General features: G+C 66.5%; 18 protein-coding genes, 1 pseudogene and 1 riboswitch. Of the genes and pseudogenes, 14 read left to right on the top strand and 5 right to left on the bottom strand.

Translation table 11 applies throughout. The features are described 5' to 3' along the window. From ACPDIX_RS14730 to ACPDIX_RS14710, 5 genes and pseudogenes are all read left to right on the top strand, one after another. Positions 1-142, top strand: a pseudogene (locus ACPDIX_RS14730) (sodium (Na+) symporter); the annotation flags it as partial. A gap of 147 nt (positions 143-289) precedes the next feature. After that, positions 290-458: riboswitch (cobalamin riboswitch) on the top strand. Between the two features lie 279 nt (positions 459-737). Further along, positions 738-1415 carry a PEP-CTERM sorting domain-containing protein gene (locus ACPDIX_RS14725; RefSeq protein ID WP_423432563.1) on the top strand — a complete coding sequence of 226 codons (678 nt, stop codon included), beginning with the start codon at positions 738-740 and terminating at the stop codon, positions 1413-1415. After that, positions 1412-3508 carry a hypothetical protein gene (locus ACPDIX_RS14720; protein WP_423432562.1) on the top strand — a complete coding sequence of 699 codons (2097 nt, stop codon included), beginning with the start codon at positions 1412-1414 and terminating at the stop codon, positions 3506-3508. The genes ACPDIX_RS14725 and ACPDIX_RS14720 overlap by 4 nt, the downstream gene beginning before the upstream one ends. Continuing rightward, positions 3505-4299 (top strand): prepilin-type N-terminal cleavage/methylation domain-containing protein, encoded by a 795-nt coding sequence (locus tag ACPDIX_RS14715; RefSeq protein ID WP_423432561.1) that lies wholly within the window; start codon positions 3505-3507, stop codon positions 4297-4299. The genes ACPDIX_RS14720 and ACPDIX_RS14715 overlap by 4 nt, the downstream gene beginning before the upstream one ends. Before the next feature lie 100 nt (positions 4300-4399). Beyond that, on the top strand, positions 4400-5176 hold the full coding sequence (locus ACPDIX_RS14710) for a helical backbone metal receptor (protein WP_423432560.1): 777 nt from the start codon (positions 4400-4402) through the stop codon (positions 5174-5176). Positions 5177-5528: 352 nt separating this feature from the next. Here the strand turns inward: ACPDIX_RS14710 and purB are convergent, their stop codons facing one another. Next, positions 5529-6863 carry an adenylosuccinate lyase gene (gene purB, locus ACPDIX_RS14705; protein ID WP_423432559.1) on the bottom strand — a complete coding sequence of 445 codons (1335 nt, stop codon included), beginning with the start codon at positions 6861-6863 and terminating at the stop codon, positions 5529-5531. A 159-nt stretch (positions 6864-7022) separates the two neighbouring features. Continuing rightward, positions 7023-8126 carry a 3-isopropylmalate dehydrogenase gene (locus ACPDIX_RS14700; protein WP_423432558.1) on the bottom strand — a complete coding sequence of 368 codons (1104 nt, stop codon included), beginning with the start codon at positions 8124-8126 and terminating at the stop codon, positions 7023-7025. Positions 8127-8432: 306 nt separating this feature from the next. Here ACPDIX_RS14700 and trxA point away from each other — a divergent pair, with 306 nt between their 5' ends. The 5 genes from trxA (at position 8433) to ACPDIX_RS14675 (ending at position 13768) form a co-directional block, all read left to right on the top strand. Next, positions 8433-8777, top strand: a complete 345-nt coding sequence (gene trxA / locus ACPDIX_RS14695) for a thioredoxin (protein ID WP_423432557.1) — start codon at positions 8433-8435, stop codon at positions 8775-8777. A 21-nt stretch (positions 8778-8798) separates the two neighbouring features. Continuing rightward, positions 8799-8966, top strand: coding sequence for a DUF6132 family protein (locus ACPDIX_RS14690; protein WP_423432556.1), 168 nt, complete (start codon positions 8799-8801; stop codon positions 8964-8966). 31 nt (positions 8967-8997) lie between these two features. Next, complete coding sequence (locus ACPDIX_RS14685; protein ID WP_423432555.1) at positions 8998-9261, top strand: YgaP family membrane protein; 264 nt, start codon at positions 8998-9000, stop codon at positions 9259-9261. 74 nt (positions 9262-9335) lie between these two features. Beyond that, complete coding sequence (locus ACPDIX_RS14680) at positions 9336-10361, top strand: efflux RND transporter periplasmic adaptor subunit (RefSeq protein WP_423432554.1); 1026 nt, start codon at positions 9336-9338, stop codon at positions 10359-10361. A 56-nt stretch (positions 10362-10417) separates the two neighbouring features. Further along, positions 10418-13768 (top strand): efflux RND transporter permease subunit, encoded by a 3351-nt coding sequence (locus ACPDIX_RS14675; RefSeq protein ID WP_423432553.1) that lies wholly within the window; start codon positions 10418-10420, stop codon positions 13766-13768. Between the two features lie 33 nt (positions 13769-13801). On the opposite strand, the gene ACPDIX_RS14670 is transcribed toward ACPDIX_RS14675, so the two are convergent. The 3 genes from ACPDIX_RS14670 to ACPDIX_RS14660 are packed head-to-tail and all read right to left on the bottom strand — an operon-like array spanning position 13802 to position 17227. After that, positions 13802-14674, bottom strand: a complete 873-nt coding sequence (locus ACPDIX_RS14670; protein WP_423432552.1) for a hypothetical protein — start codon at positions 14672-14674, stop codon at positions 13802-13804. Next, entirely contained in the window at positions 14671-15678 is a 1008-nt protein-coding gene (gene hpnA, locus ACPDIX_RS14665; RefSeq protein ID WP_423432551.1) for a hopanoid-associated sugar epimerase, read from the bottom strand. Before hpnA ends, ACPDIX_RS14670 begins: the two co-directional genes overlap by 4 nt. A 40-nt stretch (positions 15679-15718) precedes the next feature. Further along, positions 15719-17227 (bottom strand): class II fumarate hydratase, encoded by a 1509-nt coding sequence (locus ACPDIX_RS14660; protein ID WP_423432550.1) that lies wholly within the window; start codon positions 17225-17227, stop codon positions 15719-15721. A gap of 203 nt (positions 17228-17430) precedes the next feature. Between ACPDIX_RS14660 and ACPDIX_RS14655 the strand changes: the two genes are divergently transcribed. The 4 genes from ACPDIX_RS14655 to ACPDIX_RS14640 all read left to right on the top strand — a co-directional run bounded on the left by ACPDIX_RS14655 (position 17431) and on the right by ACPDIX_RS14640 (position 21778). Then, positions 17431-18642, top strand: coding sequence for an NEW3 domain-containing protein (locus ACPDIX_RS14655; protein ID WP_423432549.1), 1212 nt, complete (start codon positions 17431-17433; stop codon positions 18640-18642). A 1-nt stretch (position 18643) separates the two neighbouring features. Then, positions 18644-19387: an ABC transporter ATP-binding protein gene (locus ACPDIX_RS14650; protein WP_423432548.1), complete on the top strand. Its 744-nt coding sequence runs from the start codon at positions 18644-18646 to the stop codon at positions 19385-19387. 4 nt (positions 19388-19391) lie between these two features. Next, complete coding sequence (locus ACPDIX_RS14645) at positions 19392-20339, top strand: ABC transporter permease (protein WP_423432547.1); 948 nt, start codon at positions 19392-19394, stop codon at positions 20337-20339. A gap of 284 nt (positions 20340-20623) precedes the next feature. Continuing rightward, positions 20624-21778, top strand: a complete 1155-nt coding sequence (locus ACPDIX_RS14640) for a glycoside hydrolase family 5 protein (RefSeq protein ID WP_423432546.1) — start codon at positions 20624-20626, stop codon at positions 21776-21778. Positions 21779-21973: the final 195 nt, after the last annotated feature.

The raw sequence follows: 21973 nt of genomic DNA, 5'->3' as shown, positions 1-21973 counted from the left end.
GACGGTGGGTTACCAGACCAACACCATGATTGACAACGCCGGTGGGTACCGGTTCGCCGATTTTCTGAAAGTGGGCGTGCCGCTGAACCGGATCTTCTGGGCAATGTCGGTGTACCTGATCCCGCGGATCTGGCCGTTCTGATGGCGGTGCGCGGGCGGATGGGAAGGGGCGCCTCACACGCATCGGACAAGGAGAACGGCAGCCGCAGCGGTCCTTGACAGCGGCGGGTGACCGGTCTAGGAATGGCGGCGCTCTTTGAGAGGAGGGCCGGCTCGTTGGAGCCGGCGGACACGGACCTCACAGGCCAATGTGACGGGAACCCCGTGCAAATCGGGGACGGTTGCGCCACTGTAACGGGCGACGAACTCCCAAAGGCCACTGCGCCGGCAGGCGTGGGAAGGCGGGAGTGAGGCTTGCAGCCCGGAGTCAGGAGACCGATTGGCCTGTGCTCGTCAGGGTTGCCGCCGGGTGGCGGAACCCACTTCTCCGCAAAAGAGAAGGATGAGGCCAGTCCGAGAACCGATGGGTCGCGGGTGCGGAACGCGCCGGCGATGACGGATTTTTTTCTCGAAACGCCTTCCTTCGTGTTTTGCCGGAGGAAGGCGTTTGTGTTTCGGGAGGATCGCATCGAACCCCGTCCGCGCCTTGCCCGGCCTGGTCTCGTCCCGATCCACGCACCTCCGCGGCTCACACACAAGCCAGCGGAGAACAGGGACAGACATCGAGGAATCGAAAGATGAAACGGGACATGCTTCGTTGGATGGGCATCGCCGCGCTGACGGCGATGGTGGCCGGCCCGGCCCGGGCAGGCACGATGGGTGACGTCGAGTTCTGGGTGGGCAGCGGGACCAATCAGGCTGCCGTGGTGATTGACTGGGCCGATGGCCTGGCGCCCGAGTCGCTCGTCTGGGGTTACCAGTGGAACGGGGACGCGACCGGGCTGGACATGTTGCTGGCGGTGATCCGGGCCGATTCGCGGTTGTTTGGTCACCTGGGGCAGTACGCCTGGGGCACGGCGGTATTCGGACTGGGATACGATCGGGATGGCGACGGTGTGTTCGCCGTGAGCCCGGCGCCCGGTTTCGATGCCGACGGCCTGGCGTGGTCACTGAGTCCGGACGACTCGCGAGTGGCCACGGACACCGACGACCACTGGCGGGAGGGATGGAACAGCGGGTTCTGGGCCTATTACGTCTCCTCGGACGCTGGCGCAACTTGGACCTCCTCCCAGGTGGGCGCGGCGGATCGGGTCCTGACCCCCGGTGCCTGGGACGGCTGGCGGTTCGCGCCGGGTTTCAACTCGGAGCCGCCCGGTACGCCCGTGCCGGCGCCGGTGCCCGAGCCGGCAACGCCGATTCTGCTGGGAATCGGATTTGCGGGCTGGGCGTGGGTTCGGCGCAGGAGCCGCACGTGAAGCGGGCATTCGCCAGGGCGGTTGCCGGGTTCCTGGCCGGGAGTCTGCCGGTTTCAGCCGGGCCCCTCGCTTTGGACGAGCTGGCGGTCTGGTCGGGCACGGGCACCAACCGCGCGGGATGCGTCGTGGTTTGGCCCGTGCCTGACCGGTTTCCGGGTTGCGGGGAAACCGCGCCTTCCAGCCGGGCCCGCGCATGGGGATTCCGATGGAACGGCCGGGCCACCGTGGCGGACATGGTCCGGTCGGTTTTGGCATCCGATCCCCGGCTGTTTGCAGTGGTCCCAAATGAAATGGCAAACGGATGGACCGTCTGGGGGCTGGGCTTCGATGCGAACGGCAACCGGCGGTTCGGCTTGAGAAGTCCGGGCCGGGTCTGGCCGCCGGAGGCGTTCGAGGCGGGGTTGCTGGCATGGGACGAAGAAACCGCGGCGGGTGCGGTCCAGCTGGAGCCGGGTGATTGGTACGCCGGCGGCACCGGGGCAAAAGCGTGGCGGTTGTGGCGGGAGCCTGGCGGCGCGGGTGGCTGGGACCTGGCGCCCGAAGGGGCAGAATGGGTTCGGACGGATGCACCCTGGGACGGGAGTGAACTGGCCGACGGCGCATGGGTGGCGCTGACGTGGGACGACGGCCCGGGCGCGCTTCCGCCGTCCGCCGCCCGCCCTGCCGATCCTCCTGACAGTCCCTACGCAACGTTCGTGGTGCAGGTCCGCGGATCTCTCGGACCGGAACCCTACGGCGATGCCCGGGCGGCGCTGGGGATGCCGACGCGCTGGTTCCACGATCCGTGGGCCGCTTTGTCCGGGCGCGCGCCCATGCGGCGGGCCAGCCCGTGGGAGGCCCCGTTCTACCGATCTTCCGAAACCGGTTCCAACCTCCTGGTCACCCTGCCTGACGGTGGTGCGGTCATCCTGGCTTTCGATCGGCCGATCACCAACGATCCGGCCCATCCGTACGGAGTGGATTTTCTGGTTTTTGGGAATGCGTTTTTCGTTACCGGCGTGCCGATGGGGGACGTGGTGGACCCGGCGGCCACATGGATCTCGGGCGAGGTCTTTGATGAACCGTTGTTGGTGTCGGTCAGCCCCGGTTACAGGGGACAGCCCGGCGAGGTGGAAAACGATCCTGACACCTGGGCTTGGTACCGCTACAAGTCCGGACCATTCGCGGACACCGCCTATCCGACCTTGGCCTTCCTGTGGGACGCCAACCGAGGCGGATGGTCGGACGAACCGACCGATTTCACCCGGCCGGTGCATCCGCGGTTGTTGAGCTGGCTGCAAAGTGGCCCCTGGCCGGCAGTGGACCTGTTGGCGTGGTACGGAGGCTCGGGGGGAGGGACAGGATTCGACCTGGCCGCTTCTGGGTTCGATATGGTTCGGTACGTGCGAATCGAGGGGGTGGGACCCGACCATGCTTGGGGTGAGGTGGACGCGGTTGCGAACGTGCGGGTCCCGGGGTTTGGGGAAGACTGGTTGTTGCTGCCGGGAACGGGCGGTGGGGCCGAGGAAACCTTGTGGTTTGTGGACGCTGCAGAGCGGGAGGCCGGCGGTGTCGAGCTCCGGGCGGGCAACCTGCAAGGTCCCGCGTGGGTGCGCGTCGAGCGGATCGTCTCGGGACCCGCCGAGGCGCCGGGCTGCAACCTCATGGGTGTGCGGGTCGGGGTGCGCCCGGCAGGGTCCGGCACATTGACCGGTGCGGTCCTGGTTGTTCGGATCGCACTTCCGCGCACCTACGCCGGGAACGGAGCCGACTTGGATCTTTGGGGCCGGTCCGGGGAGGCTTGGACGCGCCGCCCGTTTGTTTGGGACGCTGAAGGACGTGCGGTGCAGGTGACCATCCCGGCTGCGGTACAGGAACTTTGGATCACCCGGGTTGCCCGGCCGATGCTTGGAGTCACACGGGTGGGGGAAGAAATCCGCCTGGCGTGCGACGCTGTGCCCGGCTGGCGGCATGTGCTGGAGCGGCAGGTCAATGGCGGCCCGTGGTCGGACGTGGCGGCCACGATTCCCGAGCAGGCAGATGAGGTGGAGTGGCGCCAGCCCTTGGGGCAGGCTGGCGTGGTGTTTTACCGGATGCGCCTGGAGCGGCCATGAGGAGGAGCTGCCGATTCCGTGCCCGGCACGGGTTTGCCCGGCAGCGCCCGCCCGCGGGCGGGCGTCCCGGTTTCACGCTGCCGGAACTGCTCGTCGTGGTGGGGATCGTGGGCGTGTTGGCGGCGCTCTTGGCGCCGGCGTGGGCCCGTGGAAGGGAGGCGGGCCGGCGCGCGCGGTGCATCAGTCAGTTGCGGCAACTTTCGATCGCGCTGGACCTGTACACCGGCGACTGGGCGGGGTTTTTCGTGCCGGCCTACGGGTATGAAGAACGCGGCGGCATTCGGTATCTGCGGGCCTGGGACTTCACGACCGTGGAGGGGGACGCCCTTGAGGTGCTTCCGGGCACGCTCTGGGAGGGTCGGACCGTCCCGGAAGTCCAGCAATGCCCCGAATACCACGGCCCGGCGAACTGGGCAGCGGACCCGTACACGGGCTACAACTACAACACCAGTTACCTGGGCCACGGCCAGTTCGAGTCGGTTCCCCAACCTTCCCGGGTGACGTCGGTCAGGAACCCTTCCGCCACGGTCGCGTTCGGGGACGGGCAGTACGGCGGCGGGGCCAACAAGTTCATGCGGGCGCCCTGGCCGAACCCGGGGGACGCCTCTTTCCGGGGACGTTGGGCCGGTACACAAGGCTTCCGGCACGGGGGTCGCACCCTGGCGGTTTTCGTGGACGGGCATGTGCAAGCCCTGTCGCGCCGGTACGTGGAGAACGCAGACGGCTCGAGCCGTGTCGCACCGGGCACGGGATTCCTGTCCCCGAACAACTCCCTGTACGACCTGGACTGACCGGATGCGTTTCCCGGAGGTGCGATGGATGGGTTTGCCCGTCTCCCGGGAGGCGGCCCCCATCCCGGGGTCGGCGCAGGATGCGCGACGAGTCTGGCAAATGAACACGGGTACGCCCCAAAGGATCGTCTGTTTGAGTGCCGAATCGGCAGATTGGATGGCGCGCATCGGAGCCTGGAAACGCGTGGTGGGCGTGACGAGCCATTACCGGCCGGAGGATGCGGATCTGCCGCCCGTCCCGCGGGTGGGCAGTTTTGCGTCGGTGGACGTGGACAGGGTGTTGGCGTTGCGGCCCGACCTGGTGTTTCTGTTTTCGGACGTACAGGCCGGGGTGGCCTCGCGACTGATCTCGGCAGGCTGCGCGGTCTTCGCCACCAATCCGCGAACGCTGGCGGAAGTGGAACGGTCGTTGGCCATGATGGCCCGGGTGGTGGGCGATGCCGCAGGAGCGGAACCGTGGTTGGAAGAGTTTGCCCGGCGGCTGGCACCGCGCGCCCCGTTGCGGCGCAGAGTGCGCGTGTATTTCGAGGAATGGGACAACCCGCTCATCTCGGGCATCGGCTGGGTCAGCGAAATGATCGAGCGGGCGGGTGGCCAGGACGTGTTTGCCTGCCTGCACGGGCGACCGCGTGCCAGAGACCGGGTGGTGACGCCGGAAGCGGTGCGGGCGGCGGATCCTGAAGTGATCCTGGCCTGTTGGTGTGGCAAACCCACGGTGGTTGAACAGATCGTCTCTCGTCCCGGCTGGGAGGAGATCACAGCCGTGCGAAATGGCGCGGTGTTCCCGGTAAGACCGGAACTGTTCCTGCAACCCGGCTTCCGGCTTGTGGAGGGCTACGAACTGTTGCGTTGGATCCTCGAATCCGTCGCCGCCTGAGGTGCCCCCCACCGGCATCGTGCCGGCGGCCTGACAGGCTGCCGCGGGTGGAACACCGGTTCCGGGCCGGCCGGCCAAACGGGTAGGAAAACGGGCACAAAAAACCGAAGAGCCGGACCTTCAACCGGTCCGGCCCCTCGGGAGACCAAAGCACTCAAATTGTCTCGCGTTTCGATGCGGCGCGGCAGTTTGACGCCCTCAACTTTTTGCACACGGTCTGCCTTCTTGCATCGTCCTTTCCGCCCCCAAGGTAGCGCCGCACGCGTTTTCCGGTAGTCCCCAATTCTGGGGACAAACGGAGCCCCAGCGGGTCTCCCGCCGGAGCGGGCACGGCCGGGCTCCCACCACCGGGTCACAGATTCAGTGCCTTGAACCGTTGCGGCAGGTTGCGGAAGTGAAAGTCCAGCGAGCAGAGTCGCTCCAGTTCGCCCGGCTCGAAATGCCGGGCCACCTCGGGGTCCTGCTTGAGGGTTTCGAGGAAATTGGCATCGTCCCGACCGGCGTGTTTGACCTCCCAGGTTTTCATGGCGTTGCGTTGCACGAGTGCGTACGCCTGCTCACGGGTGAGTCCCTTGCGGATGAGTGCCAGCAGCACGGTCTGGCTGTGATACATCCCGAGCGACAGTCCGAGGTTGCGCCGCATGTTTTCCGGGTACACCTGCAGGCCGTCCATGAGCCGGCGCAGGAGATGGAGCATGTAATCCAGCAGCGTGCAGGAATCGGGAAAGATGACGCGTTCGACCGAGCTGTGACTGATGTCACGTTCATGCCAGAGCGCCACGTTTTCCACGGCGGCCAGTGCGTTGGCGCGCAGGATGCGCGCCAGCCCGGTGAGGCGCTCCCAGGTGATGGGGTTGCGCTTGTGGGGCATGGCGCTGCTGCCCTTCTGGCCCTTGCCGAACGGTTCCTCGGCTTCCAGCACCTCGGTGCGCTGCAGATGCCGGAACTCGACGGCCCAGCGTTCGATGCTGGCCCCGATCAGGGCCAGAACGGTCTGAAACTCGGCGTGCAGATCACGTGGCACCACCTGCGTGGCCACCGGCGCCGGGCGCAATCCAAGTTTGTTGCACACGTGGCGTTCGATGCGGGGCGGCAGATGGGCGCTGGTGCCCACCGCACCGCTGAGCTTGCCCACCGCAACGGAATAGCGGGCCGACTCGAGCCGGCGCCGCGCCCGGCGAAACTCGTCGTACATCCCGGCCAGTTTGAACCCGAACGTGATCGGTTCGGCATGGATCCCGTGGCTGCGGCCGATGCAGGGGGTGAATTTGTGTTCGCACGCGCGCCGGGCGATCACCGGCAGGACCGCGTCGAGGTCGGCCAGCAGCAGGTCGGCACTCTGCACAAGCTGCACCGCGAACGCCGTGTCCACGACGTCGCTCGAGGTCAAACCGTAGTGGAGCCAGCGACTGGCGCGGTGGTTGATACGCTCGGCCACCGCCGTTGTGAAGGCGATGACGTCATGTTGCAGCGTCTGTTCGAGCTCCAGCTGCCGCTTTCTCAGCCCGGCCAGGTCCTTCAGACAGGCCTGGCAACCGGCGCGGATCCGGCGGTAATCAGCGGCCGGCACGATCCCGGCTTCCACCAGCGCCTCGGTGGTGAGCAGTTCGATCTGCAACCACAGGCGCAGTTTGTTCTCCTCCGACCAGATGGCCCGCATCTCGGGCCGGGAATAACGTTCGATCATGCGGCCATGATTCCGGTAAGCCGGCAGCCGGGCAAACGGGAAAGTGCCCGCAGGTCCGAGTCGCCGGACCAGTCGGCTGAGGATTCTGCCGCCCGCGGCTTTCAGTGGACCGGTGCCCGGCCGGAATCGCAGGGAGCCGCTCGCCCGGCCATGGATCGGTCAGACCAACGACGCCACCAGATCGCCCACCTCGCTGGTGCTGTAACCCATCTGACCGGCGGCCAGACTCTTGAGCTTTTCGCGCACGACCTTGATGACCGCGTTCTCGATGGCCTGGGCCGCGGCAGTCTCGCCCAGGTGCTCGAGCATCATCTGCCCGGCGCAAATGGCCGCCAGCGGATTGATCACCCCCTTGCCGGTGTACTTGGGAGCGCTGCCGCCGATGGGTTCGAACATGCTGGTGCCGGCCGGGTTGATGTTGCCTCCGGCGGCGATGCCCATGCCGCCCTGGATCATGGCGCCAAGATCCGTGATGATGTCACCGAACATGTTGTCGGTGACGATCACGTCGAACCACTCGGGGTTCTTGACGAACCACATCGTGGTGGCGTCCACGTGCGCGTAATCGCGTTTCACGTCCGGGTACTCGTTCCCCACCTCGTGAAAGACGCGTTCCCACAGGTCGAACGCATACGTCAGCACGTTGGTCTTGCCGCAGAGGGTCAGCTGGGCGCGTTTGCCCTCGGAGATGTCCCCGGGTTTGAGCCCGCGCCAGGGCGTCCGGGCATGGCGTTTGCGCGCAAACTCGAATGCGTACCGGATGCAGCGCTCCACACCGCGCCGCGTGTTGATGCTCTCCTGCACCGCCACCTCGTGGGGCGTGCCCCTGAAAACGAACCCGCCCGCGCCCGTGTACAGACCCTCGTTGTTCTCGCGGACCACGACGAAGTCAACATCCTCGGGCCCCTTGTCCTTGAGGGGACAAAACCGCGCATCGTAGAGGCGCACCGGCCGCAGATTGATGTACTGCTCCAATTCAAACCGGATCCGCAGCAGAATGCCCTTTTCCAGAATGCCCGGCTTCACGCCGGGATGGCCGATCGCACCCAGCAGGATGGCCGGAAACCCGCGCAACTCCGCCAGCACACTGTCCGGCAGGGTCTCGCCCGTGCGGAGGTAACGGTCCCCGCCCAGATCGTAGTGGCTGTAGTGAAGTTTGAAGCCGAAACGGGCCGCCGCGGCGTCGAGGACCTTGATCGCCTCGCGCACCACCTCGGGCCCGGTACCGTCGCCGGGAATCACTGCAATGTTGTACGCTTTCATCTTGCTTGCTGCGGGCGGCCGCGCCGCCGGAGGCCCCATGCTACGGCTCGGCTTCCGCAGGGCAACCGGATTCTCCGCAAGACCTTCACGCCGATCCTCCGCGGGGTTGTCCCGGAACTCTTCCCCCGCGGCAGCCGGGTTTCCGGATTACGTCCGTGCCGCGGGTGGACGATGCCGGGAGAACCGGTGGGAGGTTCCCCGCTCCCCAAAAACGCGGCCGGGTCGGTGTAACCAAACGCTGCTTGGCGGCTCCATCCCGTTGGAGCGGTTCCCGCAGCAAGGGGACCGCTCCGGGAGGAAATAACCATGAACGCGGTGCGAGAAATCAACGAAGCGGAATTCGACACGGTTGTGCAGAGCGCCGATCGGCCGGTCTTGGTGGACTTTTATGCCCCGTGGTGCGGGCCATGCCGCATGCTGGCACCCGTGCTGGACCGGCTGGCGGTAGAATGGTCCGATCGCGTGGATTTCGTGAAGGTCAACGTGGACGAGGCACCGGAACTGGCCATGCGTTACGGCATCACGGGCGTGCCCACGCTGTTGCTGTTTTCCAGGGGCCGGCCCGTGGATCAGGTGGTGGGTTTGATCCCGCCGCGGGCACTGGAGCAACGGCTGGCCCGGGCGTGTCTCGAGCACGCCGCGCGGTCGTGAAATCGGGTTACGGAGATGCGCATGATCCTGAGACTCGCTCTGGGTGTGGTGATCGGGGGTGTCATCGGTTACGGCTGGTACAGGCTGGTCGGTTGCAGCACCGGGACCTGTCCCTTGACCAGTCACCCGGTCATCAGCACGGTATATGGAGCGGTGCTGGGGGCCGTGGTGGCCTCCAGCCTGCAGTGAATCGGCAACCTTGCTTCAGGAGGAACGACCTATGGAACGCATCGTCCGACGCTTCGCCGGCAGCTTCATCCTCCTGAGCCTGCTGCTGGCGCACTATCACAGCCGTTACTGGCTGTGGTTCACCGCCTTCGTGGGGTTGAACCTGTTGCAGAGCTCGTTCACGGGCTTCTGTCCGCTGGAACGGATCCTGCAACGGCTCGGTGTGGGCGGTGAAAAGAGCGGGCAGCAGGCCGGCGCGGGCGGGAGCTCGGCCCCCGCCACCGCGGGCGGCGGCAGCTCCTGCTGCTGCGGTTGAAACGAGCTGACAGGTTTGCGGCCCGGGCTTAAACTCGGGCCGCAAAACGTTCGCTGAACTTATCGTCACCGCATATGAAACTTCGCAAGACCCCCTTTCTGTGCCTGATCGGGGTCGTCCTGGCCGGGTGCCACCGGCCCCCCGACGATTCGCCCCGGGCGGTTCCCCCGTTGCCGGAAGCCGCGGTCAGGGTCCAAACCGTCGAGCGCCAGCGGCGATGGGCCACCGAGGAGGTCGTGGGCACGGTCCAGCCCAAATTGCGGGCGGTGCTCGAGGCGAAGGTGCAGGCGCGGATTGAAGAGATGCTGGTGGTGCCCGGCCGGAGCGTGAAGGCCGGCGAGCTGTTGGTGCGGCTGGACGATCGCGAGATCCGGGCCCGCTATGAACAAGCCCGCGCCGTATATGAACAGGCCGAACGGGATTTCCGCCGGCGCGAGAAACTTTTCCAGGAACAGACCATTTCGCGGGCCGAGTTCGACGCCGCCGAAGCCCAGTTGCGCGTGGCCGCCGCAGCGCTCCGGGAAGCCGAGACCCTGCTCGGGCACACCCGCATCACGGCGCCCTTCGACGGCGTGATCACCGCCAAACATGCGGACGTGGGCGACCTGGCGGTACCCGGCCGGCCCCTGTTGGAGATCGAGGATCCCCGGGCATTGCGACTGGAGGCCGACCTGCCCGAGGCCCTGCTGGATCGCGTGCGGCTCGAACAAAAGCTCACCGTGCGGATCCCCGCCGCGCAACTGACGGTGGAGGGTGTGGTGAGCGAAATCACACCCGTGGCCGACCCGCGCACGCGCACGTTCCCCGTGAAGGTGGACCTTCCGCCACGACCGGGTTTGCGGAGCGGACAGTTCGGCCGACTGCTGGTGCCGGTGGCCGAGGTGGAGGCCATCCGGGTGCCGGCCCGCGCCATCCAGATCCGTGGACAAATGGAGCTGGCTTACGTGGTCCAGGACGGACGGGCCGTGCTGCGGCTGGTCAAAACCGGCAAGCGGTTGGGCGACGAGGTGGAGGTGGTGTCAGGCCTGGCCTCCGGTGAAATGCTGATTGTGGAATCGGACCGACCCCTTCGCGACGGCCAGCCCGTGAAGATCCGATAGGGCGACCCTCCACCGGGCGCGAACCCTTTCGACAAATCCCAGCCAAGCTTCTCGCCATGAGCCAGTCAGGAACGAAACCCATCCCAGCCCCCCACAGCGGTTTGGGCTTGGCCGGCCGGCTGGCCCGGTCGTTCATCGACTCGAAACTCACTCCCCTGCTGGTCGTCACCTCGGTCCTGCTGGGGATCTTTGCGGTGTGGATGCTGCCGCGGGAGGAGGAGCCCCAGATCAAGGTGCCGATGGTCGACGTGATGGTGTCCATGCCCGGGGCATCGGCACGGGAGATCGAGGAACGGGTCACACGCCCCATGGAAAAGCTGCTCTGGGAGATCCCGGGTGTCGAGTACATCTACTCGACCTCGCGGGAGGGCGAGAGCCTGGTGATCGTCCGTTACAAGGTGGGGTCCGATCCCACCGAAAGCCTCGTCAAACTTACCGAGAAACTGCGCTCGAACTTCGACCGTATCCCGCACGGCGTCAGCCAGCCGCTCATCAAGCTGAAATCGATCGACGACGTGCCGATCCTGGCCCTGACCTTCCACAGCCCGCATTACGATCACCTGACGCTGCGCCGGCTGGTGGCCCAGGTGGACGACGCGGTCAAGCAGGTGTCGGAAGTGGCCGAGACCATGATCATCGGCGGCGCGCGCCGGCAGGTCCGGGTGTTGCTCGATCCGGTCCGGTTGGCGGCGCGCAACCTCAGCCCGGTCGGGCTCATCCCCATGCTGCAACAGGCCAACCGCCAGTATCGGGCGGGCGGCCTGACCGGCGACGACCGCGAAATCATCATCGAAACGGGCGGTTTCCTCCGCAACGCCGAGGAGGTCGGCCAGGTGGTCGTGGGCGTGCACGGCGGCAAGCCCGTCTACCTGCGGGACGTGGCCGACATCGTGGACGGGGCGGAGGAACCGAGCCAGTACGTGCTGTTCGGCTACGGCGCCGCGCGGCGCACGGGCGACCCCCTGCCCGAGGAGGAACCGGCCGTGACGCTCACGGTGGCCAAGCGTCCCGGGGCCAACGCCATCACCGTGGCCGACCGCGTGCTGCGAAAGATCAAGACCCTCCGCGGCACGCTGATCCCCGCCGACGTCCAAATCACCATCACGCGCCATTACGGCGAGACGGCGGCGGAAAAATCCGATGAACTGCTCCTGCACATGGGCATCGCCGTGTTCGGCGTGTCGCTTTTGATCTGGCTGACGCTGGGTTGGCGCGAGGCGGGCATCGTGGGCGTGGCCATTCCCGCCACCCTGGCCCTGACGCTGCTGGTGTTTTATCTCACCGGGTTCACGCTGAACCGGATCACCCTCTTCGCCCTGATCTTCAGCATCGGCATCCTGGTGGACGACGCCATCGTCGTGGTGGAGAACATCGTGCGGCACTTCCACCTGCCCCATAACCGCGGCCGGCCCTGGAGCGAGATCGCCGTGGAGGCCGTGCGCGAGGTGGGCAATCCCACCATCCTGGCCACCTTCGCCGTGATCGCCGCCGTGCTGCCCATGGCGTTCGTCGGCGGGCTCATGGGCCCCTACATGCGGCCCATCCCCATCGGTTCCAGTGCGGCCATGTTCTGGTCGCTCTTGATCGCCTTCATCGTCACCCCATGGGCCAGCATCCGGATCCTGCGCTGGGGCCGCAAATACCGGCAGTTGACCGAGGGTGCGCCCGCCGGACCGGCCCCCGCGACGCACGCCGAACATCCCGAGGACATGTTCACCCGCCTGTACCGCCGTTTCATGGGGCCGCTGATCGCCCACGCGCGCTGGCGATACGCCTTCCTGGCGGGGATCACCGTGCTGTTGCTGGCGGCCATGGCCACCGTGCCGCTGGGCTGGGTGAAGGTGAAGATGCTGCCCTTCGACAACAAGAGCGAGTTCCAGATCATCCTCAACATGCCCGAGGGCAGCTCGCTGGAGCAGACGGCCCGGGCGGCGCGGGAAATCGCCGCCGCCGTCCGGAACGAACCGGAGGTGACCGACTACCAGATCTACGTGGGCACCGCCGCCCCCTTCAATTTCAACGGACTGGTCCGGCATTACTTCCTCCGCCGCGGCGCCCACGTGGCAGACCTGCAGATCAACCTCCTGCCCAAAAGCCGGCGCAAGGCCCAGAGCCACGCCATCGCCAAACGCGTCCGACCGCGCGTGGCCGAAATCGCCGAACGCTACGGCGCCCGTGTGGCGGTGACCGAGGTGCCACCCGGGCCGCCCGTGCTCCAAACCCTGGTGGCCGAGGTCTATGGGCCCACCGAGGAGGCCCGCCTGCGGCTGGCCGAGGAGGTACGCCGCATCTTCAAGCGCACCCCCGGCGTGGTGGACGTGGACGCCTACATCGAGGCGGACCAACCCCGCGCCCGCTTCGTCATCGACAAGGAAAAGGCCGCCCTCCACGGCATCAGCGCCGACACCATCTCGCGCACGCTGCAAATTGCCGTGGGGGGACTGTCTGTCGACCTCGTGCACCTGCCGCGGGAAAAGGAGGACGTCAACCTGGTGCTCGAACTGCCCCGCGCCGCCCGCACCTCGCCCGAAGAACTGCTCGCCCTCTGGGTCCGCTCCGGCGACGCCAACGCCCTGCCCGAGCCCGGCACCGCCAGCGGCCCGCCCCCGCTCATTCCCCTGCGCGAACTGGTCCGCGTCGAGTACGACATCGCCGACAAGAGCATCTACCACAAAAACCTCATGCCGGTGACCTATGTCATCGGCGACGTGGCCGGCGAGGCCGAAAGCCCCGTCTACGCCATCCTGAAGATGAACCAGGCCCTGCGGCAACTCGACACCCGGGCCTTCGGCGGCGACGGCTCCCCGCTTCCGATCTACAACGCCCGCATGCCCTTCACCGACCTCGCACCGGCGATCAAATGGGACGGCGAATGGCACATCACGCTCGAAGTGTTCCGCGATCTGGGCCTGGCCTTCGCCGCCGTGTTGGTGCTCATCTACGCCCTCATGGTGGGGTGGTTCCGGTCCTTCCTGACGCCGTGGATCGTGATGGCCGCGATCCCCTTCTCGCTGATCGGCATCCTGCCGGCACACGGTGCCATGGGCGCCTTCTTCACCGCCACCTCCATGATCGGATTCATGGCCGGTGCCGGCATCGTGGTGCGCAACTCGATCATCCTGGTCGATTTCATCGAACAGCGTCTGGCCGAGGGTCTGCCCCTGGCCGAGGCGGTGGTGGACGCCGGGGCGGTCCGTTTCCGGCCCATGCTGCTCACCGCCCTGGCCGTGGTGGTCGGCGCGGCGGTGATCCTGGCCGATCCCATCTTCAACGGACTGGCCATCTCGCTGATGGCCGGCGAGATCGCCTCGCTTCTCATCAGCCGGATGGCCGTGCCGGTGCTTTACTACATGGCCTACCGCCACGTGTATGAACAACCCACCGGACCGGAACCGGCCTCTGCGTGAACCCCGGCTCCACCTCGGCCGGCCGCCTGCAGCCTACAGTCCCGGCACCCAATGCAGGAGCCGTTCGAGTTCCGCTGCGCCCAGCCAGGCAGGTGTGCCGGGCAGGGGAACCCGCTCGGCGCCCTCCGTCGCGGTCAGCGCCTCGGCCAACGGACGCAACTCATAGAAGCGTTGGCCCACCAATTGCCGCACCCGCGAGGGCGCACAGCGGCAGACCAGCCACGCAATCCTGCCGCCGGCAGTCACGTGAACGATGGGACCCATCGGCATGGGCGCGTCATCGAAAACCTCCACCACCCGCGCGCGTGCGCCGGGCCCGGTTGCGGCCGCAGTTTCAACGGCAAACCGACGCGGCGGAGAAGGGCTTCCCCAGGTCCGCTCCGCCGCTTCCTCCCAGTGTCGGGCCACGTACAAATGCGCCGGCTCGGTCCCCTCTGCCAGGGTCTCCCACAGCAACGCCTGGCCCAGATTGCCCAGGACGATTCGGAAACCCTGCCATCCCGGGGAGGTTCCTGAATGATGCCCCGGGGCGGAGGCACCCCGGCGCCAAATGTAGAAGACCTGAGGACGCTCCCAGCCTCCCACCACGAGACGGTCCTCGTGCGAAAATACGCTGAGGTCTGCCGTCGAATGCACCGTCTGTTCACTGCTCTCCTGGAGGAACAACGGCGCCCATACACGGGTCAACCCCGCGGACGCGTGGCCGGGCAATGGTTTCCACAGGATGGCCCGATCGAATGCAGCTTCTGCTTCCGGTCCGCTGCGGGCCGGCTCTTCGCGGGACCCACGGGGAAAGGTCACCGCCGGAGGCGGTGTCCGACACGACACGGCCAGCAACGCGGCTGCGGCGGCCAGGGCCGCCCCCAGAGGCAGCGTCAACAGGATACGGCCGGATTTCATCGTCATTCGCGCACGTACCCGTGAGCCCGGAACCATGCCACCGCATCGGCGAAGGCCTGGCGCGGGGGCGTCTGCGGCAGGCCGAGTTCGCGAACGGCCTTGGCCGGGTTGAAAAACATGTGGTACCGGGCCATCCGCACGCCGGCCAGGGGCGCGCGCGGAGGCTGCCCGGTCAGAGCGGCGCGTCGCTCATCGAACCATGCCACCAGGTAGGCCAGCCACCACGGGATGCGCAGGCGCGGCGCCGGCAGACCGGTCAGCTCGGCCAGCACCCTCAGCGTCTCGCCCAGGGTCCAGTTGCCCTCGGCATGACCCAGGATGTACCGTTCGCCCACCCGCCCCCGCTCGGCCGCCAGGATGTGCCCCACCGCCACGTCGCGGACGTGCACCCAGTTCAGCCCCGTCTCCACATAGGCGGGCATGGCCCGATTGAGAAAATCCACGATGATCCGCCCGGTTGGCGTTGGTTTCACGTCCCGGGGTCCGACGGGCGCGCTGGGGTTGACAATCACCACCGGGCTGCCGGCACGTGCCAGTTCCAAGGCCACCTGTTCGGCCTGCCATTTGGACAGCTTGTACGGGTTGCTCATCTGCTCGGCGGAGACCGGCGTGGTCTCGTCCGACGGGATCCAACCTCCTCCGACCTTTCGCGGCAGGCCGATGCAACCCACGGTGCTGGTGTAGACGATGCGCGGGCAACCGGCGCGCGTGGCCGCGGTGAGCACGTTCCGCGTGCCCTCCACGTTCGTGGCAAACATCGGGCGGTAATCGCGCATCCACAGATGGTAGCTTGCGGCCACGTGAAACACCCAGTCGCACCCCTCCACCGCACGGCGCACGGCTTCGGGGTCCGTCACATCCCCCTCCACCCATTCGCAGGCGGCATTCTCCAGGGCGCGCCGGTCGCTGTTCCGGCGGGCCAGCACGCGAACGCTGTGCCCGCGTGCGAGCAGCTCATGCACCAGGTTGGATCCGATGAATCCGGTGGCACCTGTGACCAGACACTTCATGGGAAAAGGCAGCCTTTGGGGACGACCGCAACCGGATGCGTCAGCTGGCGGTGGAGGGATGTGGCAGAGAAGGGGATCCGGGCCTGGCTGCGGGCGAGGTCGCCGGAGACGAGCCCCTTCCGCCGGCGCCACCGGCGCCGGGCACCGGCGCGACGGCGCTGCCTGGCTCGGTCTGGCGGCGCGGGTCCAGGAGCGCATCGAGTTGTTCGGCGCTCAGTCCGGAGATTTCCAGCGCCACCTCCCGCACGGTCCGGCCTTCTTCCTGGGCGATGCGGGCGATCTGTGTGGCCTTGTCGTGGCCGAGCACCGGCGCCAGCGGGGCGCACAGCGCCAGGCTCCGGTTGAGGATTTCGGCACACCGTTGGCGGTCGGCCTCGATCCCGGCCACACAGTGTCGCGCAAACGCGCGCGCGGCCGCGGCGAGCAGGTCGATGCTCAGCAACAGATTGTAAGCCGCCACGGAAACCATCGTGTTGAGCTGGAACTCGCCGAACAGCCCTGCGGCAGTGACTGCGGCGTCACAGCCCATGACCTGGATGCCCACCTTGATCACCGTCTCGCACAGGACCGGATTGATCTTGCCCGGCAGCGTGGCCGTGCCGGGTGTGGCGGCGGGCAGCTTGATCTCCCCCAGCCCGCTCCGCGCACTCGAACCAAGCCAGCGCAGGTCGTTGGCGATCTTGATCAGACTCACCGCCACGCTCCGCAGCGCCCCGCTGGCCTCCACCAACGCGTCCAGATTGGATTGGGCATGGAAATGATTCCGCGTTTCCTCCAACGCCAGGCCCGTTTCACTGGCAATGCCCGCAATGGTCAGCTTGGCAAACTCCGGGTGGGTGTTGAAACCGGTGCCCACGGCCGTGCCGCCCAGCGGAAGGGCTCCCAGACTCTCTTCCACATTCCACAGCCGGTCTACGGCATGTTCGATCTGGGCGGCGTAGCCACTGAACTCCTGGCCCAGCCGGATGGGCGCGGCGTCCTGGAGGTGCGTCCGCGCGATGGTCAGCACCTCGTGAAACTCCCGGGCCTTGCGGTCCAGCACCGTGTGCAGCTCGTTCAGCGCCGGAATGACCTGATGCACGATCCCGTCCAGCGCCGCCATCTGAACCGCGGTGGGGATCACGTCGTTGCTCGACTGGCCGCAGTTGACGTGGTCGTTCGGGTGCACAAGCTTCTCGCCCAGTTTGCCGCCCAGCAGCTCCGTCGCCCGGTGCGCGATCACCTCGTTGGCGTTCATGTTGACCGAGGTGCCGGAGGCGGTCTGGAAGATGTCCACCACGAACTGTTCGTCCCACCGGCCCTCCACCACCTCCTGCGCCGCATGCTGAATGGCCTGGGCAATGCGTTGCGGCAACAGACCGAGCCGGCCGTTGGTGATCGCTGCATGCTTTTTGATCAGACCCAGCGCCCAGATAAACGGCCGGGGAAACCTCAGCCGGCTGACGGGGAAACAATGAAGGGCACGCGCAGTGTGGGCTCCGTAGTAGGCATCGGCCGGGACCAGCATCTCCCCGAGGGCGTCCGTTTCCACCCGATACTCCCGTTCCATGGCTCCTTACCATAACGCCAACGGCTCGGGCCGGGCCAGTTCATTCGGCCCCGGTCCGCCCCGCCGTGCCGGGGTTCCCCCTTGACAGAGCCTGCGCCCTTGCCTACAAGGCGCCCTCAACGAGGCTGCCCCGGCCGGGCCGGGGCGTCGCACGGTCGGATTTTGAACGTTTCCGCCATTCTCGCAGACCAAACCGTGGGTTTATGACGCGCGCAACAAGGATCCTTTGGTTCGCTGGTTTGGTGTGGGCACTGTGCCCGTGGACGGGCGGGTCGGTCAGGGCTGCGGCCGACACCAACAATCTGCCCGAACGCCACTTTGCCGTCGCATTCCAATACCCCGGCGTCCGGCTCACCCCGGACGACACCCTCAACGTGGATCTCCGGTTCAAAAACCGGGGTCGGAGCGACGAGACGGTGTTGGTGGAAGTGACGGAACAACCGGCGGACTGGGAGGTGGAGATCCGGCGATACGGCACGGTGGTTACGGGCGTGTTTCTCGCCTCCGGCGAGGACCAGACTCTGACCTTCTCGGCCCGGCCCAGGGATCGCTCCATCAAGAAACTGCCCGAGGGCACCTATCGATTCGCGATTCGGGCCCGCACGCCCGACAACGCCCTGGTGCGGGAATCGGCTCTGACCGTGACCGTCAGCAGCGGCGAGCACGGCCCGGAACGCGTCAGCCTGGAAACCTCCTATCCCACTCTCCGGGGTTCGTCGGCTGACAAATTCCAGTTCTCCCTCGACGTCCGGAACGACACCGGCCAGGACGCCGTGTTCAACTTCCGCGCCGTGGCCCCGGAGGGATGGCAGACCTCTTTCCGGCCCGCCTATGAGTCCAAGCAGATCACTTCCCTGCAAATCAACGCCGGATCGAGCCGGTCCATCGAATTCGAAGTGACACCACCCTACCGGGCCCAGGCAGGCGAATACACCTTCAAGGTCGAGGTCGAAGCCGGCCGGGCCCGCGCCGAAAAGGAGCTCAAGGTCGTGCTCACCGGGACGTACGACCTGAAAGTCGGCACCCCCAGCGGGCTGCTCTCCCTGGTCACCGAGCGCGGCAAGAAAACCACCACCACTCTCCTCGTGCAAAACACCGGATCGGCCCCCCAGCGGGAGATCAGTTTCCAGGCCTTCAAACCCGAGAACTGGAAGGTCGAGTTCTCACCGGAGAAACTCGAGAACGTCCAGCCCGGCGACCTGAAACAGGTCGAGGTCAATATCACCCCGGCCGAACAGGCCCTGGTGGGCGATTATTCCGTGGCCATCTCCGTGGACGGCGAGCGGGTGAACCGCGACCTGGAATTCCGCGTGACCATTCGCGCCGGGGCCACGTGGGGATGGGTGGGCCTGGCCATCATCGTGCTGGTGGTGGTCGGCTTGGGCGTGACCTTCCACTATCTCGGTCGTCGGTGACATGGCTGCCATCATCGAAACGCGCGGCCTGACGCGTCGTTACGGCCGGCAGACCGCCGTGGACCGGCTCGATCTCGAGGTCCGCGAAGGTGAAATCTTCGGTTTCCTGGGGCCCAACGGCGCCGGCAAAACCACCACCATCCTCATGTTACTCGGCCTCACCGAGCCCACCGCCGGTTCGGCGCGCGTGCTCGGTCACGATCCGGTCCTCAACCCTCTGCCCATCAAACGCCAGGTCGGTTACCTCCCCGAGAACGTCGGGTTCTACGACGATCTGACCGCCCGGGAAAACCTGCAGTACATCGCCGACCTGAACCGCATTCCGCGTTCCGAGGCGGCCCGGAAGATCGAGTCCGCCCTGGCCACGGTCGGGTTGTCCGACGTGGACGACAAACCCGTGGGCGCTTTCTCGCGCGGCATGCGCCAGCGACTCGGCCTCGCCGAACTGCTGGTCAAGGACCCGCGCTTGATGATCCTGGACGAGCCCACCCTCGGACTCGACCCCGACGGTACCCTGAAAATGCTGGACCTCATCCGCGACCTGAACCGGTCACGCGGCATCACCGTGATGTTTTCCTCGCACCTGCTCGACCAGGTGCAGCGCATCTGTCATCGCGTGGGCATCATGATCCAGGGCCGGTTGGTGGCCCTGGGCACCCTGGAGGAACTGGCCCGGCGCAAACTGGGCGATACCGCCGGACCGAGCCTCGAGGAGATTTACATGCGGTACTTCAAGGAAGGCTGAAGCCATGTGGACCATCTGCCGCAAGGAACTGGCCGATCATTTCAATTCCACCCGATTCCTCCTGCTGTTCTGCCTGGTGTTCATGGTGGCCTTGATCTCCACCTACATGGCAGTGGAAAACATCCACAAGGTCTTGGAAGGCCACACCCGACCGTCGCACGTGTTCCTGCTCATGTTTACCACGCCGGGCCGGTTCTTTTCCCTCGTGGAATTCGTGGCCTTTTTCGGGCCGTTGCTGGGCATCATCATGGGCTTTGACGCGATCAACCGAGAACGGCACCTGCGCACCCTGGGCAAGCTGCTGTCCCAGCCCATCTACCGGGACGCGGTCATCAACGGCAAGTTCCTGGCCGGCGTCATCACCGTGACCATCGTCCTGTTGAGCCTCCTGCTGCTGCTCTGTGGCATGGGCCTGATCGCTCTCGGTGTGGTGCCCGGTGGCGAGGAAATCGCCCGGCTCGGCGTCTACCTCATCATCAGCATGGCCTACCTGGCCTTCTGGCTGGGGCTGGCCATCCTCTTTTCCATCCTCTTCCGATCCCTCGCCACCTCCGCCCTAGCTTCGGTGGCGTTGTGGATCTTCTTCTCCTTTTTCATGGGGTTTGTGGCCAACCTGGCCGCCGACGCCATCCGCCCCGTGTACAATCGGCAGGACATCGTTCAGGTGATGGCCAACGAGCGATTGGCACACGCCCTTTCCCTGATCTCCCCCGCAACCCTGTATGCCGAGGCCACCACCGCCATCCTCGACCCCTTCCAGCGCAGCACCAGCCGCCTCCTCGTGGTCACTCCGTTGGAAGGCCTGTCCCTCGAACGGTTTCAAGGACCGCTGCCCCTCGATCAGTCGATGTTTCTCGTCTGGCCTCACGTGGTGCTGCTGATCGCCCTCACCCTGGTCTGCTTCGGCATCAGCTACGTCACCTTCATGCGCCAGGAGATCCGAACCGTCTGAATGCCCCGGATTGCGCCCGGTCGGACGCCGCAGCGCACGCAAACACCGCCGTTCACCGCGGGCCGATGCCGACCTTGTGAACGCGTTCGCAATGCGGACGGACCCTCGGACATCGGACGCCCAGGTTTAACGCCGCACCACCGGTCACGGCGCGATTTTTCAATTTCCTTGAGGACAGGCCGCACCCAAGAAGCGGAGCTCACGCAAGGGAACGGTCCGGGACGATCCCCGCCTCGATGAGTTCTGCGTGAATACCCGGCCGGCTGATGCCGTCCCTTCCCCGTATGAAGATGCCTCGACCTCCTCGCGTTCTGACCCGCCGCGCCTTCCTCGGCTCTCTCCTGGCCGGTGCGGTCGCCGGCCGACTCTGCGCCGGTTCGGCCCGGCACGCCGTCCCGCCCGACAGGCTCGCGCGCCTGGCTCCGGGCGCGAACATCTGCCGATGGTTCCGGTTCCCCAGCCGCAACACGGCCGGACACTTCGCCGGTTACCTCACGGACGATGAGATGGAATGCATGCGCCGCGTCGGACTGCAGCACGTCCGACTCTGCGTCGCACCCGCAGTAATCTTGGACATCCGCGAAGGCCGGCCAAGACCTGAGATCCTGCCGCACCTCGAGGAAGCCCTGCGCCGGCTTCACCAGGTCGGACTGGCCGTCGTCCTGGACATCCACAACGAAGACCGGCAGGCCGAACAGGATCCGGATTGGCAAAGCGCATTCGAACGATTCTGGAACGCCCTGGCCGGCCGTCTCTCGCAGTTCGATCCGGACCTGACCTTTCTCGAAATCATCAACGAGCCGGTTTTCGACGGCCGGGAAGACGAATGGTTCCAATGGAACCTCCGATTGATCGAAACCATCCGGGGCCGGGCTCCCCGCCATACCATCATTACCTCCGGACCCAACTGGGGTGGCATCCGCGGTCTGCTGCGCATGCAACCGGTGCCGGACGCAAACGTCGTTTATTCGTTCCACTTCTACGAACCGTTCCCCTTCACACACCAGGGCGCCACATGGTCGAGCGAGGACGTCAAACCCTTGCGGCACGTGCCCTATCCGTCCAGTCCGGAAGCCGTCGAACCATTGTTGGAAACGCTGGCCGGACACCCGCCATCCCGCGCGTTGCTGGAACGATACGGACGGGAACGCTGGAACCGCGATCGCTTGGCCGCACGATTCCGCCAGGCCGTGGAATGGGGTGAACGTCACGGAGTGCCTTTGTACTGCGGCGAATTCGGTGTCTATCCGCGCCATGCCCAGCCCGGGCACCGCGCCCAATGGTTTCGCGATTTCGGCACGATCCTCCGGTCCCATCAGGTGGGCTGGGCCGTCTGGGGATGGGACGAAGGATTCGGCCTGGCCCGACGTTACGTGGAGGGCCGGCCCGTGGTGGACCCCGTGGTCGCTGAGGCGCTGGGCCTGGCAGCCGGCTGCTGAGCCGGCCTTCGCCCGGGGCGGGTAGGTTCTGACCCACCGTCCATCTCCACGATGAGCAGCGCCGCCTCATCGGACACAACCGCAACGGCGTCACCCGGATCAACGCCCCCAGACCCCCCGCCGGTCGATTGGCCGGTCGGCGTTGGACCCGCGGGGTGGTGACCACCTACGGGTACAACGCCGCCGGGGAACTGG

This window comes from Limisphaera sp. 4302-co, from assembly GCF_049537155.1.
Classification (GTDB): domain Bacteria; phylum Verrucomicrobiota; class Verrucomicrobiia; order Limisphaerales; family Limisphaeraceae; genus Limisphaera.
Note: the sequence above shows the minus strand (reverse complement) of the source record. Positions and strands in the feature narration are given on the sequence as shown.